Consider the following 14,946-nt stretch of genomic DNA (forward strand, 5'->3'; position numbering starts at 1 on the left):
CTTTCAGAACTCTCCTGGCGTCGTGGCCTTAGCCCGCCGACCGCAATGTCGCGATCAGCCCGTCGATATTTCCGCCATTGCGGTCCAGCATGGCGCCGATTTCGGTCTTTTCCGACAGCCGCATGGAAATGCCTTCGATCACCATATCGAAAAACAGATCCTTGCCCGACCGGTCCGATACCAGGAATTTCACCTCAAACGGCGATTGCCCGCGCAGATAAGCGGTTCCGACCACCTCGTGCCATGTCTTGACCTGCGAAGCGTTGTTCACCTCGATCCGACCACCGACGAATTCCTGGAACCTTTTGCCGTATTTACGGGCGATATAGCCCCGGAAAGCGTCGGTAAAGGCCCGCATCTGCGCCGGGCTGGCGCGCCGCGCATCTGGTCCAAGCGTGGACTGCGCGATGATCGCAACATCGGCATAACGGGCGAAAATCTTTTCGAAACTCGCGATCATGCTGGGCAGAGACCCGCCAGCAGCGATCACCCGGTTGATCTCGGCAACCAGCTGATCGACCAGCCCTTTCGCCTGCGCATCCGTCAACGCCCAGACCGGACCGGCGGCCAGCATAGCGGCGCTGCCGCCCAGACCGGCAAGAAACGAACGCCGGGCAAGTTTATTGGAGGTAGGGATCATCATAGGGGTCTCCTGTCGCGGCGGCTCCTCCTGCGGGGGCGCCATAGGGATCAGTCAGCTCATAGGGGTCGGCGCTGCTCTCCGACCCGCCCAGCCGGTACCGCCGGGTCTGTAGATATGTGGATCTAGCCTGCGCATAGCTGTCGGCACTGTCATATAGGACGCTGTCGATCGTTTGAGAATAGCGGCCCCGTTCACCAAGACGTTTGCCTGCGGTCGCAACCGGACCGGCATACCGCTCTGGCGTTTCCAGAACATAGCCGAGGGGGTTGGTGAACAGATCGACGATCCGTCCAACTGTGTCACGTTCCGTCGACGGACCAAGCACCGGGAGTTCCAGGTAATTGCCTTCCGGAACGCCCCAGCTGTGCAGCGTCTGTCCGAAATCCGTATCGCGTTCCTGCAGTCCGTAGACCGTCGCCACATCGAGCAGACCGCCAACACCAAGCGTCGTATTCAGAACGAAACGTACCGTGCTGATCGCCGCCGATTGCGCATCCCCCTGCAGCGCGCTGTTCACGATCAGCGACGGCGTGGCGAGGTTCGAGGCAAAATTGCTGACCCCGGTGACGACCGGCGGCGGCAGCACGGCGACATAGGTTTTGCCAACCGGACGGATCAGCGCCGAGTCGAGCCCCTTGTTGAACCGGTGAGTCGCCCTGTTCGACGATTCCCATGGATCGGTGATCCCGCTTTCCCGCGGCGCCGGGGTGCAGGCGGCCAGGGCCAGACCAGTTGCACCGATCAGCAAACCCCGCAGCAACAGACGTGCAAGAGAACTCTGTTTCAAATCACTTTTCCTTAACTGGCACTGCCCATATACTCCCCAATGAGAGCTATTTCATTTGCACCGCTTACCTTCAAGGTGCACTGTGCCCGAATAGATACAATCCCTTATGTGCCAAACGGCCAAGATTTGCCGGTCGGCGCAGAATTCCGTACGAATAACGAACTCCGTACCTTCTTTTAAAATCGGCGGGCAACCACATGGCAATGAGCCGCGAACACATCCGGGGAAAACAAGAGCTGAGGGAAGAGCGCCGCAAACTGCGCGGGCTGTTCTGGGCGGTTGGGCTGTTCAGCTTCTTCGGGAATCTGCTGCTGATGACGGGCCCGCTCTACATGCTGCAGGTTTACGACCGTGTCCTCGGGTCCCGGTCGATCGAAACACTTGTCGCGATTTCCGTTATCGCCGCCTTCCTGTTTCTGATCATGGGGTTGCTGGACGCGATCCGCGCCAGAGTCATGAGCCGAGCGGCAGCGCGCTTTCAGGCCAATCTCGATGCCCGCGTATTTGATGCGGTCGTACGGCGGTCCTCGACCCGCCAGGACCAGATCGCAGCCACCGGCATCCGTGACCTGGAATCGATCCAGCGCTTCATGTCGTCGCCCGCGCTCTTCGCCTTTTACGATATCCCCTGGACGCCGCTTTTCCTTCTGGCGATCACCCTGTTCCATCCGCTGCTTGGCCTGATGGCGCTGTGTGGCGGGATCATTCTGCTGGTGATCACCTTCGTCAACCAGATGACCACGCAGGCCCCCCTGAACGAAACCATGCAGAGCCAGATCACCGCCGAAAAGCTGGCCGACGGCATCCGCAATGAAAGCGAAATGGTCGCCTCGATGGGCATGCGCGAAGCCGCTTTCCGGCGGTGGAAGAAACTGCGCGACACGGCGATCACAAACCAGGTGACCTCTACCGACCTGACGGGCATGTTCTCCACCACGACGCGGACATTCCGGCTGTTTCTGCAATCCGCCATGCTGGGGCTGGGCGCCTTCCTTGTTCTCGACAACCTGATGAGCGCGGGCGCAATGATCGCCGGCTCTATCCTGCTGGGCCGCGCGCTTCAGCCGATCGAGATCCTGATTGGCCAATGGCCGATGGTTCAGCGCGCCTCCAAAGGCTGGCAGAACCTGATCGTCCTGCTTGGCGAGACCCCGCCGCAGCGGGCGCGCACGGCCCTGCCCGTCCCCCGCGCCAAACTCAGCGTCATCCAGGCCAGCGTTGTCCCGCCCGGCGAATCCGTTCCGGCACTCCGCGCACTCTCGTTCGAGCTGGAACCGGGCCACGCGCTTGGCGTCATCGGGAAATCCGGCGCAGGCAAATCGACACTGGCGCGGGCGATCACCGGGGTCTGGTCCACCGCAGGCGGCAAGATCAGGCTCGACGGCGCCGCACTGGACCAGTACGACCCGTCGACGCTGGGCCGCTACATCGGGTATCTGCCTCAGCGCGTTCAACTTTTTGACGGGACAATTGCGGAAAACATCGCCCGTCTGGCGGATCCGCCGGACGATGCCGCGGTTGTGGCGGCCGCGCGCAAAGCCGATGCCCACGACATGATCCTCAAACTGCCCGACGGGTACAACACCCGCGTCTCTGCCATCGGCGGACGACTCTCCGGCGGCCAGATTCAGCGGCTGGGGCTGGCGCGTGCACTTTACGGTGATCCGGTTCTTCTGGTGCTGGACGAGCCGAACTCCAATCTCGACAATGAAGGCAGCATGGCCATCAACCAGGTGATCCGGAACATGAAAGCGCAGGGGAAATCCGCCATCGTCATCGCGCACCGCCCGAACGCCATTCAGGAATGTGACCTGTTGCTTATGCTCGAAGCCGGCACGCGCGTCGCCTTTGGACCGCGGGATGATGTTCTTAAAAATGTTGTGCAGAACCACCGGCAGGTCATCGCCGGCGGCGCCGGGGGTCTGAGATGAGCCCGCGCAAACCCAAAAAAGCGGCCCCTGCCGATCCCTGGTCGCCACGCGGCCCGCTGATCGCGGGCGCGATCACCCTCGTGCTGCTGGTGGGCTGTTTTGGCGTCTGGTCCGTCGCCACCCAGATCACCGGCGCGGTCATTGCACCCGGCCGGCTGGAAGTCGACCAGAACCGCCAGGTGGTCCAGCACCCCGACGGCGGGGTCGTCTCCCAGATCCTCGTGGACGAAGGCGACCGGGTCGAAGCCGGCGCGCTGATGATCAAACTCGACGACACACAGCTGCGCAGCCAGCTTTCCATCGTCGAAAACCAGCTTTTTGAGCTTATGGCGCGCCGCGGCCGGCTCGAAGCGGAACGCGACGACCGGACCACGCTCGAATTCGACCCCCTGCTGGTCGAGGTCTCTCAGACCAATGCGACCGCGGCAGAGCTTATGGACGGCCAGCAGCGTCTTGCCGAAGCCCGCCGTGCCACGGTGGCACAGAATATCGAACAGCTGGGCAAGCAGAGAGGCCAGATCGATAATCAGGTCGAAGGGATCGACGCACAGATCGAATCCATGCGTCAGCAGATCGGCTTCATCAAAGAGGAACTGGCCAGCCAAGAGGATCTGCTCTCGCGCGGTCTGGCACAGGCATCGCGCGTGCTGGCGCTGCGCCGCAACGAAGCCGATCTGAGCGGTCAGATGGGCGCGCTGATTGCGCAACGCGCCGAGGCAGAGGGCCGCATCACCGAGATTGATATCGAGATTCTGACGCTGCGTACGACACGCCGCGAAGAAGCGATCACCCAGCTCCGGGATATCCTCTACCAGGAACTGGAAATGGCGGAAAACCGGCGTGCCCTGATCGAACAGCTGAATCGCCTCGACATTACGGCCCCCGTTTCCGGTGTGGTCTATGGCCTGACCGTGTTTGCGGAACGCTCTGTCATCCGGGCGGCCGATCCGGTGCTCTATATTGTGCCTCAGGACAGGCCGCTGGTCATTGCCGCGCGGGTCCCGATCACCGATATCGACCAGCTGCGCCTGAACCAGCCCGTCATGGTGAAATTCTCCGCCTTCGATCAGCGCAGCTCTCCGGAACTGCAGGCGCATGTCGCCCAGATTTCGGCAGATGCGTTCACGGATGAGGCCACCGGCGTCTCTTTCTATCGGACGGAAATTCTGCTCGACGAAGGTCAGCGCGAACGCCTCCCCGAAGGATCGGAACTGATTCCGGGCATGCCGGTAGAGGCCTTTATCCGGACCCATGAACGGACGCCCATGGCCTATTTCCTGCATCCGTTCCTCAGCTATTTCGACAAGGCGTTCCGCGAAACCTGAGCGCACCCCCTTGCAATCGGCAGCGTCGTGTTTAGCGTCGCGCCGACTGCACAGGAGACCACCATGTCAAATGCCATCGAGACCCGCCTTGCGGAACTGGGCCTTGCCCTGCCCGACAGCCCTGCACCTCAGGCCAATTACGTGCCCTATGTCGTGACCGGAAACCTCGTTTTCGTCTCCGGCCAGGTTTCGATGACCGCGGATGGTTTTATCACCGGTGTTCTGGGCGACACGATGTCGGTCGAAGATGGCGCAGCGGCGGCCCGGCTCTGCGGCCTGTCGTTGCTGGCTCAGGTCAAGGCAGCCTGCGGCGGTGACCTGTCCAGGCTGAAGCGGGTCGTGAAACTGACCGGTTTCGTGAATTCCACGAAAGAGTTTGGCGATCAGCCAAAGGTCGTCAACGGCTGCTCCGATCTTCTGGTCGAAGTGCTGGGCGACGCCGGCCGGCATTCCCGTTCCGCCGTGTCAGCGGGCGCCCTGCCGTTTGGTGTCGCCGTGGAGATCGAAGGCATCTTCGAAATCGCCTGAGCCGCGCCCCGATGCTGCCGTCTTCCTTCCTGACCGCCCCAATCGCACATCGTGCCCTGCATGATCGCGACGCGGGCCGCCCCGAGAATTCGGTCGAGGCGGTGCGCGCCGCGATTGCGGGCGGATATGGCATCGAGATTGACCTGCAACTGTCCTCGGACGGTCAGGCGATGGTGTTTCACGACTATGATCTTGGCCGGCTGACCGCCCAGACCGGGCCGCTGCGCCAGCGCAGCGCGGCCGAACTCGGCGCCATCCCCCTGCTGGGTGGGGAAACCGGCATCCCCCGGTTTGAAGAGGTGCTGGCGCTCGTCGCAGGCCAGGTGCCGCTCCTCATAGAGATCAAAGATCAGGACGGCGCGCTCGGCGCCGCCATCGGCCGGCTGGAGGAAGCGACGGCCAAGGCGCTGGCGGGCTATCGCGGCCCGGCCGCCGTCATGTCCTTCAATCCGAATTCCACCCGGATCATGGCCGGTCTGGCGCCGAATGTTCCGCGCGGGATCACCACCTGTTCATATGACCCGGCGGACTGGCCGCTCCTGCCGGCCGGCACCCGCGACCGGTTGCGCGACATCCCCGACATTGATGCGGCCCAGGCCCATTTCATCAGCCATGAATGGACCGATCTTGACCGCCCCCGGGTGGTCGCGCTCAGGGAACAGGGGCTTCCGGTGTTCTGCTGGACGATCCGGTCGGCCGCACAAGAGGCAGAGGCCCGCAAAAGTGCCGATGCCGTGACTTTCGAAACCTATCTTCCCCATCTCGACACTTGAACCCGGCATCGGGGCACGCAGATAAAGCCTCATGGACGGAACCGAGGATACAGACACCGGGACCTTCGAGGTCCGGGTGCAGGAAAGCCTGTCGCAGATCGCCGCTGTGGACTGGGATGCCTGCGCCTGTCCGGAAGCCGAGACAGGGCGCCCCGACGACCCGTTCACAACCTACCGTTTCCTGAAAGCCCTGGAAGACAGCGGTTCGGTCGGACGCGGAACCGGGTGGATGCCGCGCTACCTGACGGTACACCGGGACAACCGGATCATCGCCGTGGCGCCGATGTATGCCAAAGGCCATAGCCAGGGCGAATACATCTTTGATTTCAACTGGGCGCATGCCTATGAAAATGCCGGCGGCCGCTACTATCCCAAGCTGCAGATCGCCGTCCCCTTCACCCCGGCCACCGGCCGCCGGTTCCTCACCCGCCCCGGGCACGAGATCGACGGCATGTCCGCGCTGGTGCAAGGCGCAGTACAGCTGGCCTCCGATCAGGGTGTGTCGAGCCTGCACGCGACCTTTTGCACCGAAGCCGAAGCCCATGCGGGCGAGGCCATGGGCCTCATGCGCAGGAAAAGCCAGCAGTTCCACTGGGAAAACGGCGGCTACGCGACATTCGACGACTTTCTCGCCACCCTGTCTTCGCGCAAACGCAAAAACATCCGCAAGGAACGGGCCGAGGCGCAGGCGTTTGGCGGAGAGATCCGCTGCCTGACGGGCGACGATCTGCAGCCCGAGCACTGGGATTATTTCTGGCGGTTCTATCAGGACACCGGCAGCCGCAAATGGGGCACCCCCTATCTGACGCGCGCCTTTTTCGACATCGTTCAGCAAGAGATGCGCGACGACGTTCTCCTGGCGCTGGCAATCCGCGACGGGCGCCCGGTTGCGGGCGCGCTGAATTTCATTGGTCGTCAGGTTCTGTTCGGCAGATACTGGGGCTGCACGGAACATCATCCCTGCCTGCATTTCGAACTATGCTATTATCAGGCCATCGAAGCCGTAATCACGATGGGCCTGACACGGGCCGAAGCCGGGGCGCAGGGCGAACACAAGCTCGCACGCGGATATCTGCCCAGCCATACCCATTCCCTGCACTGGATCGCCGACGAGGGTTTCGCCCGCGCGATCCGGCAATATCTTGAGGCAGAGGCTGACGCCGTCGAGGAAGAAATCGAGGTTCTCACCGCATACGGTCCCTTCCGACGCGGACAACAGGAGGAACAGGAGTGACAGAAAAACTGTCGGACACCGCCAGATCGACCCTGCTGCCCCCGCTTGAGACAGCGGGATGGGAAATCGACCCCGAGGGCAAGACCATGTCCAAGACCTATGTCTTCGACGACTTCCCCACAGCGTTTGGCTTCATGACCCGGGCCGCGATCTTTGCCGAAAAATGGAACCATCACCCGGACTGGTCCAACAGTTACAACCGGGTATCGGTGTCGCTGACAACCCATGATGTCGGCGGCCTGTCCGCGCTGGATGCAAAACTGGCACGCAAGATGGATCAGCTCGCCTGAACCCGGCGGACCCTCAGATTTCGTTGCCCGCCAAAACCGCAAGAAGGTCTGCGGACCGGCCACTTTTGCTGGCCTCGTGACAGGCTTCGATTGTCGAGATCAGAAAGGGAAACGTGTCCGGTTGGTTCCAGGCTGCATCGGCCATACGCCACCGGATATGCCGCCAGTGAGCGGCCTGAATTGCATCGGCCAGGATCGGATCCGGGGCGACAGAGCTGGTGATGTCCAGAAACGTGGACCGTATCTTGAGGTAACTCGGTGCCCCCGGAACACTTTCGTGGCAGGTCTGGACAAGAACGTTCAGCTCTGACTGAACGGTCGCCGGCAATGCATGATCATCACAGCATCTGGCCGCCGCCCCATACAAAGATCTCAGAACTTTCAGGTCCTGGTCGTGGCTCGCCCTGTCAAGAGGAGCGACAATTGTGCCAACTCCGGACCGGGTTTCCACCAACCGCTCGTAAGCCAGCTTTTGCAGGACCTGACGGATCGGTGTCCGCGACACGCCGAACTCAGAAGCAAGAGCGCCCTCATGCAGCACGATGTCTTCCGTCAGCGACTGCATCATGCAGATGCGGTTTCGCAACACCGCAGCGATTGCGGACCCCTCTTTTTTATGCGGCATTCTTACCCCACTTCAACATCCGGACACACTGGTCTAGGTAATTCCCCGGGCGGCACTATGGCGGCGCGTTAACGGATGGTCAAAGGCAAAACATGAGCACACATGGCGACTTAGCTCGCGGGCACGATGCAACTGCGCCTTTGTGCGAGACCTCTGTACGTGCTCGCATCGATTGTCCCGGCGGCGGCGCCTGCCTGATGAGCGGGTTCCCGGGCCTGCAAACCGGCATCGATGGATCGGCCTATCTCGACCCGGAAAGCATGACCCAAACCCTGAGCGCACTGCGTCGGCAGAAGGCCACCTTGATGGTTGTTCTGACCGAGGAAAAAGAGCTCCCGGAGGGCGCGTTTCCTATGCTGCGCGAACAGGCGGAATCGCTTGGGCTGGAGCTCGCGTTCCTGCCGATCCCGGACTACCAGGCGCCGGACAGCGCTCTGATAACCTCATGGCAAAAATTGGAAAAAGGCCGGGTGGATACGCCCGGCAAGGGCGGAACAATCGCCTTCAGCTGCCAATATGGCGCTGGCCGGTCCGGGACGATGGCGGCCTATCTTCTGATCGGTCTCGGGATGGCTCCGGACCAGGCGATCGACCAGGTCCGGAGCTGTTTCAGCGAGGCCATAGAAAGCGAGGTTCAGGTCAATTGGCTCACCTCCGGCCGCCACTGACCTGAACCGGCAGGACCGGTCTCAGATCGCGTCCAGCAGCGCCTCACCGCCGGACAGGTCGCATTGGCCCGGGTTTGCCTCGGCCTGAATGACGGTCACCGTGCCGTCCTGCACATACATCGCATAGCGCTTGGACCGGTCCACCAGACCCACCGGCGGGGCGGAAAAATCCATGCCCACGGCCTTGGTGAATTCCGCCGACGGATCGCCCAGCATGGCGATGCCCGCCTTGCCCGCGCCTGTCTGTTCGCTCCAGGCGCCCAGAACAAAGGGGTCGTTGACCGACAGGCAGATGATCTCGTCCACGCCCTTGGCCTTGAACTGATCCGCCGTGCGGATGAAGCTCGGGACATGTGCGGTGGTGCAGGTGCCGGTGAAGGCGCCGGGCAGCGCAAAGATCACGACGTTGCGACCCGCCAGACGCTCGGACAGCGAAACCTGCTTGGGGCCTTCGCCCGTAAGTTCCACCAGGGTTGCGTCGGGAAGCGTATCGCCATTGGAAATTGCCATCGGATGTCCCTCTCGGTATCCAGTTTCGGTCGGGGGAAGGATAGCCTGCCCATCGGCGACTGCCAGTGTAAAAGACCAGTTCGGAAGGAAGAAACCAAATGTCCAATATCGTGGTGATCGGCGCCGGTCAGGCCGGGTCCTCTCTGGTCGCGAAACTGCGCGCCGACGGGTTTGACGGCAGTATCACCCTGATCGGCGACGAACCCGCCCCGCCCTATCAGCGCCCGCCCCTTTCCAAGGCCTATCTGCTGGGCGAGATGCCGCGCGACCGGCTGTTCCTGCGACCTGAGGTCTTTTATGCCGAACGCGATATCGACCTGCGGACGGGCGTGGCGGTCACGGCGATTGATCCTGCGGCGAAGACGGTGACCCTCGGAAATAAACTGCTGGGCTATGACGAGCTGGCGCTCTGCACCGGCTCCCTGCCCCGCCGTCTGCCCGACGCCATCGGCGGCGCGCTGGAGGGGCTCTACTACGTCCGAACCCTCGCCGATGTCGATGCGATGGAGCCGGAATTTCGCGAAGGCCGTCGCGTCCTGATCGTCGGCGGCGGCTATATCGGGCTGGAGGCGGCCGCAGTGGCCGCCAAACAGGGGCTGCAGGTCACCCTGATCGAAATGGCCGAGCGTATCCTGCAACGGGTCGCCGCGCCGGAGACCTCGGATTACTTCCGCACCCTGCATGCGCGCCATGGCGTCGATATCCGCGAAGGCATTGGCCTCGCCCGCCTGACCGGAGAAACCCGCGTCACCGGCGCCGAACTGACCGATGGCAGCGTGATCGAGGCCGATTTCGTGATCGCAGGCACCGGCATCCTGCCCGACACACGTCTGGCAGAGGCGGCTGGGCTGGACTGTGTGAACGGCATCGCCGTAGACCACCATGGCCGCACATCTGTCGCGGGGGTCTGGGCCGCGGGCGACTGTGCCAGCTTCCCGCATGGTGCCGGCCGGCTGCGGCTGGAAAGCGTGCCGAATGCTATCGATATGGCCGAATGCGTCGCCGCCAATCTCATGGGCGCGGGCAAGACCTATGTGCCGGAGCCCTGGTTCTGGTCCGACCAGTATGACGTCAAACTCCAGATCGCCGGTCTGAACCACGGCTTCACCCGCGTCGTCGTGCGGGAGGCTGAGGGCGCCCAGTCGCACTGGTACTACCGGGATGACCAGCTGATCGCGGTGGATGCGATGAACGATCCGCGCGGCTTCATGGTCGGCAAGCGCCTGCTCTCCATGGGCAAATCCCCCGCACCCGAGGCGCTGGCCGATCCCGCGACCGAGCTGAAGAGCCTGATGCGCTGATGCGCATCGTCGGCGGGGAATTCCGTGGCCGCAGGCTGGCGGCGGTTGGCAAGGGCGATGCGGGCGCGCATCTGCGCCCCACCGCAGACCGGGTGCGCGAGAGCCTGTTCAACCTGCTGACCGGCGGGCGTTTTGGCGACCCGCTGGAAGGGGGACGGGTGCTGGACCTCTGTGCCGGGACCGGCGCGCTCGGGCTGGAGGCGCTGTCGCGCGGGGCCTCCTTCTGCACCTTTGTTGACGATGGCCGTGTATCGCAGCGGCTACTGGCCGAGAATATCCGCGAGCTGGGCGTGACGGCGCGCTGCCGGGTACTGAAGACCTCCGCCCTGCGCCTGCCGGTGGCGGAGTGGGCGGCGGAGCTCGTCTTCCTCGACCCGCCCTATGGCAAATTTTTGGGCGGTCCCGCACTGACAGGCGCCCGGGCGCAGGGCTGGCTGGCGCCGGGCGCGCTGGTGATCTGGGAGGAAAAGGGCCCGCAGGTACCGCCGGAGGGGTTCGAGCTGTTGGAACATCGGTCCTATGGGGACACTGTGGTGACCCTGCTGAGGGGCTAGGTGCTGGTTGAGGGGGCGGAAGCCTCCGGCGGGAGTATTTTTGCCAAGATGAAGGGGGCGGGCGGTCTGCTGGCCCGGAGGCTCAGGCGAACTGGCCCTGGCAGAACCAGCCGGGCGACAGCGCCGCGCCATGGGCGAAGAAGAGCCAGAGCCGGGAGCCGCCGGTTTCGGTGACGCGCCAGTAATCGCGGGTGCCGGAGCGCCAGTCGGGATCGTCGAACCACCATTCCGGCGCGATGCGTTCCGGCCCCACGGCCTCTGCCAGTGTGAAATCGCGGCTGCGCCAGCGGAAGGCCGAGGGGGGATGCGGGGTTTCGGGGGCCGTCACCACCTCCGGCCGCCAGAGGAGGAGCGGGCGCGGGGCGGCAGGGGCAGGCCAGTGATCGGCCGGTTCCGACCAGGCGGCAGCCAGGGTCTGGGCGGTTTTTTCCGGGATATGAGAGGAGGCGGGATGCCAGCGCGTCACCGCCTCCATCCCCACGCGGGCGCCGATCCGGGCGACGAGATCGTGATGCGCCGTGGCGGCGGCAAGGCGGTTGGCCACGACCTCTCCGGCGACGAGATGGCCGGCGGGCTGGCGGGCGGAGACCGGGTCGCTGTGCAGCGCCTCCAGCCGCAGCATGTCAATGCCATGGCCCGCGTCGATCTCCGGCAGTTTCATCGCCAGCAGGGGACGGATACGGGCGGCATCGGCCGTGGGCTGGGCGAGGCCCGCGGTGATGGATTGCATGGTGTGATCCGTCCGGTGCGCCTCCAGCCGGATCAGGCGGATGCCGCGGCCCGCCTTGCCGACCGTCTCGCAGAGGCGGGGCAGCAGCCGGTCGAGCCCGGCGAGCATATCCGCCTCCAGCCCGATCGGGTCGGGCAGGGTCAGGCGCACGGCGAAGGGGCGTGCTTCGGCCACGGGGGAGACCGGCTCCGGCACCTGACCCAGAGCCTGGTCGATGCGGAGCGTGAGCTGCGGACCGAAGCGGCGCGCGAGTGGCGCGCGCGGCTGGTCGATCAGGTCTGACACCCGGCGCAACCCGAGGCGGGCGAGCTGGGCGAGCGTCTCCTCCTCCAGCCGCAGGGCGGCCAGCGGCAGAGGCGCCAGCGCGCTGCGGCACTGGCCGGGCGCGGCGATCCGCTGGGCCAGGATCCCGGCCATGGGCGTGGCGGGCGCCGCCCCGCCACGTTCCCAGTGCCGCCGTTTGACCGCGCGGGAGCGGGTCGCCCTTGCCTCCTGATCCACGGCGTCGCCGCTACGGTGATGCACCGTCCAACGTCCGGCGAAATGTGCCAGCGCCCAGGCCGCGCCGACCGTATCGGCGACGCCTGCCCGGATGCTCAGCCCGAAATCCGCGCAATCGGCATCTATTGCCGCAAGCAGCCCCTCCTCCCCGCTGAAGAGATGCGCGCAGCCGGTGATGTCGAGGGTCAGCCCGGCTTCCCCGGCCTCCCCGACCCAGGGCGAATATTTCCCGGCCCAGCGGCGCAGCCGGCCAAGGAAGCGCGCATCAAGCTGGGCATTGCGCAGCCGCGTGGTCAGGTCGGGACACATGGCCAGGGCATCGCGTAGCGGCTGACCGGGGCGCAGACCGGCCCCCTCTGCCCCCGCAGAGAGAGAATGCAGCACCTGCGCCGGGCCCTGCGTGGCGACGACGGCAAAAGGCAGCGCCGGGTCGCCTTTCATCTGGCGCAGCATCCGTTCCGCACACAGGCGCGGGAACCAGAGGGAAAGATAGCGGCGGGCTTGGCGGGGCATCTAAATGTTCTTGCTTTGTTCTGCAGAACATCTCAGGATTCCAGTCCCGAGTCCAGCGCCCGCGATGAAACAGCGGCCGGCTCAATCATCTTGCAGGACCAGGGGCCGTCAGCCGCAGGAAACCCGTTCGACCAGACCTGAATCATCCAGAAGGATATTGAGCCGGTCGCCCCGGAAATCCATCGTCACAACCGACTCAGGGCCAAGAATTCGGACATCCGGCCCGGCCACCAGCCCGGCCTCTGCCACCGCCGCGCGCCCTTGCCCCACCAGAGCCTGATAGGACGCGGCGCCGCAGCTGTCCTCGGGCGCGGCTGGCACGTCGACAGAGGTTTCCTTGCAGGCACAGAGCGCAACGACACTCAGCAGGACCGGGCCAAACTTCATCCGCAGTAAATCCTCGTGACGACCCGGCCATCGTCGGACACGACGTTCAGCCGGTAGGGGTTAAACTCATCGGACAGGATCGCGCCCGGTCCGAAAACGCGCACCATAGGACCTGGCGTCAGGCCCAGTGAATAGACCGCATTGATATCCTGACCCATCAGGCTGCGATAGGCCTTCGGGTGACATTGATAGCTTTGGTAATAGTAGGACGGGCTGAGAACCTGCGCCGAGGCGACGCCGGGCAGCAGACAGACAGCAAGGCAAAGAAGAGATTTCATCAGACAGATCCCCTGTGAATGAGCTCATAGATGCAAAACTGATCTGTCCGCCGGACGGTTCCCGCGTTGAAACCGCGCGCGATCCCGGCCAATGTGCCAAAAAGCACGATCAAAGACGGAGATCACCATGCGTACCAAGGCTGCAGTCGCAACTCAGGCCGGAAAACCTCTGGAAATCATGGAGGTAAACCTCGACGGCCCGAAGCCGGGAGAAGTTCTGGTAGAGGTCAAGGCCACCGGCATCTGCCACACCGACGAATTCACACTGTCGGGAGCGGACCCGGAAGGCCTCTTCCCCGCGATCCTTGGCCATGAGGGCGCGGGCATCGTTCTGGAGGTTGGCGAAGGCGTAACCTCCGTCAAACCGGGCGACCACGTCATCCCGCTTTACACGCCGGAATGCCGCGAATGCTATTCCTGCACCTCGCAGAAGACCAACCTCTGCACCTCCATCCGCGCCACGCAGGGCCAGGGCGTGATGCCCGACGGCACCTCGCGGTTCACCACGCTCGATGGCGATCCGATCCTGCATTACATGGGATGTTCGACCTTCTCCAACCACACCGTCCTGCCGGAGATCGCGCTGGCCAAGGTCCGCGAGGACGCGCCCTTTGACAAGATCTGCTACATCGGTTGCGGCGTCACTACCGGCATCGGCGCAGTGATCAACACGGCCAAGGTGGAGATCGGCGCGACCGCCGTGGTCTTCGGCCTGGGCGGCATCGGGCTGAACGTCATTCAGGGCCTGCGGCTGGCCGGCGCCGATATGATCATCGGCGTCGACCTGAACCCGGCCAAAAAGGAGATGGCCGAGCGTTTCGGCATGACCCATTTCGTCAATCCCGCAGAGCTCGACGAGGATATCGTCCCCTATATCGTCAATCTGACGAAGCGGCGGGGCGATCTGATCGGCGGCGCGGATTACACCTTCGACTGCACCGGCAACACCACGGTGATGCGCCAGGCGCTGGAATGCGCGCATCGCGGCTGGGGCGAGTCGATCATCATCGGCGTTGCGGCGGCAGGGGCAGAGATCTCCACCCGCCCCTTCCAGCTGGTCACCGGGCGGGTCTGGAAAGGCACGGCCTTTGGCGGTGCGCGCGGCCGGACAGATGTGCCCAAGATCGTCGACTGGTACATGGACGGCAAGATCGAGATCGACCCGATGATCACCCACACCATGGGGCTCGACGATATCAACAAGGGGTTCGATCTGATGCATGCGGGCGAGTCGATCCGCTCTGTCGTGCTTTACTGATCGGATCGGTACCGCCCCTGACCCAGTGTTCCCGGCTTGCGACAGCCTGCCGGGGACAGACGGCATGACCAAGCCTTTGCCCAGCTCATATCCGAACGGGACAGGTCGTG

Annotated in this window: 17 protein-coding genes; 10 read left to right on the forward strand and 7 right to left on the reverse strand. The window is 63.9% G+C overall.

Annotated features, from left to right (window positions below):
* Window positions 1-28 precede the first annotated feature (28 nt).
* On the reverse strand, window positions 29-643 hold the full coding sequence (locus ACRARG_RS09710) for an MlaC/ttg2D family ABC transporter substrate-binding protein (RefSeq protein WP_432689806.1): 615 nt from the start codon (window positions 641-643) through the stop codon (window positions 29-31).
* The gene (locus tag ACRARG_RS09715) at window positions 621-1,430 is read right to left on the reverse strand and encodes an MlaA family lipoprotein (protein ID WP_432689807.1); all 810 of its coding nucleotides are present in this window, start codon (window positions 1,428-1,430) and stop codon (window positions 621-623) included. Before ACRARG_RS09715 ends, ACRARG_RS09710 begins: the two co-directional genes overlap by 23 nt.
* A gap of 203 nt (window positions 1,431-1,633) precedes the next feature.
* Between ACRARG_RS09715 and ACRARG_RS09720 the strand changes: the two genes are divergently transcribed.
* The 6 genes from ACRARG_RS09720 (at window position 1,634) to ACRARG_RS09745 (ending at window position 7,511) form a co-directional block, all read left to right on the forward strand.
* Window positions 1,634-3,361: a type I secretion system permease/ATPase gene (locus ACRARG_RS09720; protein ID WP_432689808.1), complete on the forward strand. Its 1,728-nt coding sequence runs from the start codon at window positions 1,634-1,636 to the stop codon at window positions 3,359-3,361.
* Window positions 3,358-4,686, forward strand: a complete 1,329-nt coding sequence (locus ACRARG_RS09725; RefSeq protein WP_432689809.1) for an HlyD family type I secretion periplasmic adaptor subunit — start codon at window positions 3,358-3,360, stop codon at window positions 4,684-4,686. The genes ACRARG_RS09720 and ACRARG_RS09725 overlap by 4 nt, the downstream gene beginning before the upstream one ends.
* A gap of 63 nt (window positions 4,687-4,749) precedes the next feature.
* Window positions 4,750-5,214 (forward strand): RidA family protein, encoded by a 465-nt coding sequence (locus ACRARG_RS09730; protein ID WP_432689810.1) that lies wholly within the window; start codon window positions 4,750-4,752, stop codon window positions 5,212-5,214.
* Window positions 5,215-5,225: 11 nt separating this feature from the next.
* Window positions 5,226-5,987 carry a glycerophosphodiester phosphodiesterase family protein gene (locus ACRARG_RS09735; RefSeq protein WP_432689811.1) on the forward strand — a complete coding sequence of 254 codons (762 nt, stop codon included), beginning with the start codon at window positions 5,226-5,228 and terminating at the stop codon, window positions 5,985-5,987.
* A gap of 31 nt (window positions 5,988-6,018) precedes the next feature.
* Window positions 6,019-7,221 (forward strand): GNAT family N-acetyltransferase, encoded by a 1,203-nt coding sequence (locus ACRARG_RS09740; protein ID WP_432689812.1) that lies wholly within the window; start codon window positions 6,019-6,021, stop codon window positions 7,219-7,221.
* Complete coding sequence (locus ACRARG_RS09745; RefSeq protein ID WP_432689813.1) at window positions 7,218-7,511, forward strand: 4a-hydroxytetrahydrobiopterin dehydratase; 294 nt, start codon at window positions 7,218-7,220, stop codon at window positions 7,509-7,511. The genes ACRARG_RS09740 and ACRARG_RS09745 overlap by 4 nt, the downstream gene beginning before the upstream one ends.
* Window positions 7,512-7,524: 13 nt before the next feature.
* Here ACRARG_RS09745 and ACRARG_RS09750 read toward each other — a convergent pair whose 3' ends face one another.
* Window positions 7,525-8,136 carry a GntR family transcriptional regulator gene (locus ACRARG_RS09750; protein WP_432689814.1) on the reverse strand — a complete coding sequence of 204 codons (612 nt, stop codon included), beginning with the start codon at window positions 8,134-8,136 and terminating at the stop codon, window positions 7,525-7,527.
* Window positions 8,137-8,228: 92 nt separating this feature from the next.
* On the opposite strand from ACRARG_RS09750, the gene ACRARG_RS09755 reads away from it, so the two are divergent.
* On the forward strand, window positions 8,229-8,804 hold the full coding sequence (locus ACRARG_RS09755) for a phosphatase domain-containing protein (RefSeq protein WP_432689815.1): 576 nt from the start codon (window positions 8,229-8,231) through the stop codon (window positions 8,802-8,804).
* 21 nt (window positions 8,805-8,825) lie between these two features.
* On the opposite strand, the gene ACRARG_RS09760 is transcribed toward ACRARG_RS09755, so the two are convergent.
* The gene (locus ACRARG_RS09760) at window positions 8,826-9,314 is read right to left on the reverse strand and encodes a peroxiredoxin (RefSeq protein WP_432689816.1); all 489 of its coding nucleotides are present in this window, start codon (window positions 9,312-9,314) and stop codon (window positions 8,826-8,828) included.
* Between the two features lie 98 nt (window positions 9,315-9,412).
* Between ACRARG_RS09760 and ACRARG_RS09765 the strand changes: the two genes are divergently transcribed.
* Window positions 9,413-10,615 carry an NAD(P)/FAD-dependent oxidoreductase gene (locus tag ACRARG_RS09765; protein WP_432689817.1) on the forward strand — a complete coding sequence of 401 codons (1,203 nt, stop codon included), beginning with the start codon at window positions 9,413-9,415 and terminating at the stop codon, window positions 10,613-10,615.
* Window positions 10,615-11,169, forward strand: a complete 555-nt coding sequence (gene rsmD, locus ACRARG_RS09770; RefSeq protein WP_432689818.1) for a 16S rRNA (guanine(966)-N(2))-methyltransferase RsmD — start codon at window positions 10,615-10,617, stop codon at window positions 11,167-11,169. Before ACRARG_RS09765 ends, rsmD begins: the two co-directional genes overlap by 1 nt.
* 82 nt (window positions 11,170-11,251) lie before the next feature.
* On the opposite strand, the gene ACRARG_RS09775 is transcribed toward rsmD, so the two are convergent.
* From ACRARG_RS09775 to ACRARG_RS09785, 3 genes are all read right to left on the reverse strand, one after another.
* Window positions 11,252-12,913: a Y-family DNA polymerase gene (locus ACRARG_RS09775; RefSeq protein ID WP_432689819.1), complete on the reverse strand. Its 1,662-nt coding sequence runs from the start codon at window positions 12,911-12,913 to the stop codon at window positions 11,252-11,254.
* A gap of 108 nt (window positions 12,914-13,021) precedes the next feature.
* Complete coding sequence (locus tag ACRARG_RS09780) at window positions 13,022-13,300, reverse strand: I78 family peptidase inhibitor (RefSeq protein WP_432689820.1); 279 nt, start codon at window positions 13,298-13,300, stop codon at window positions 13,022-13,024.
* Window positions 13,297-13,578: an I78 family peptidase inhibitor gene (locus tag ACRARG_RS09785; RefSeq protein ID WP_432689821.1), complete on the reverse strand. Its 282-nt coding sequence runs from the start codon at window positions 13,576-13,578 to the stop codon at window positions 13,297-13,299. Before ACRARG_RS09785 ends, ACRARG_RS09780 begins: the two co-directional genes overlap by 4 nt.
* 127 nt (window positions 13,579-13,705) lie before the next feature.
* Here ACRARG_RS09785 and ACRARG_RS09790 point away from each other — a divergent pair, with 127 nt between their 5' ends.
* Window positions 13,706-14,836, forward strand: coding sequence for an S-(hydroxymethyl)glutathione dehydrogenase/class III alcohol dehydrogenase (locus tag ACRARG_RS09790; protein WP_432689822.1), 1,131 nt, complete (start codon window positions 13,706-13,708; stop codon window positions 14,834-14,836).
* Window positions 14,837-14,946 lie beyond the last annotated feature (110 nt).

It is taken from the genome of Pseudooceanicola profundi (assembly GCF_050897955.1).
GTDB lineage: Bacteria > Pseudomonadota > Alphaproteobacteria > Rhodobacterales > Rhodobacteraceae > Pseudooceanicola.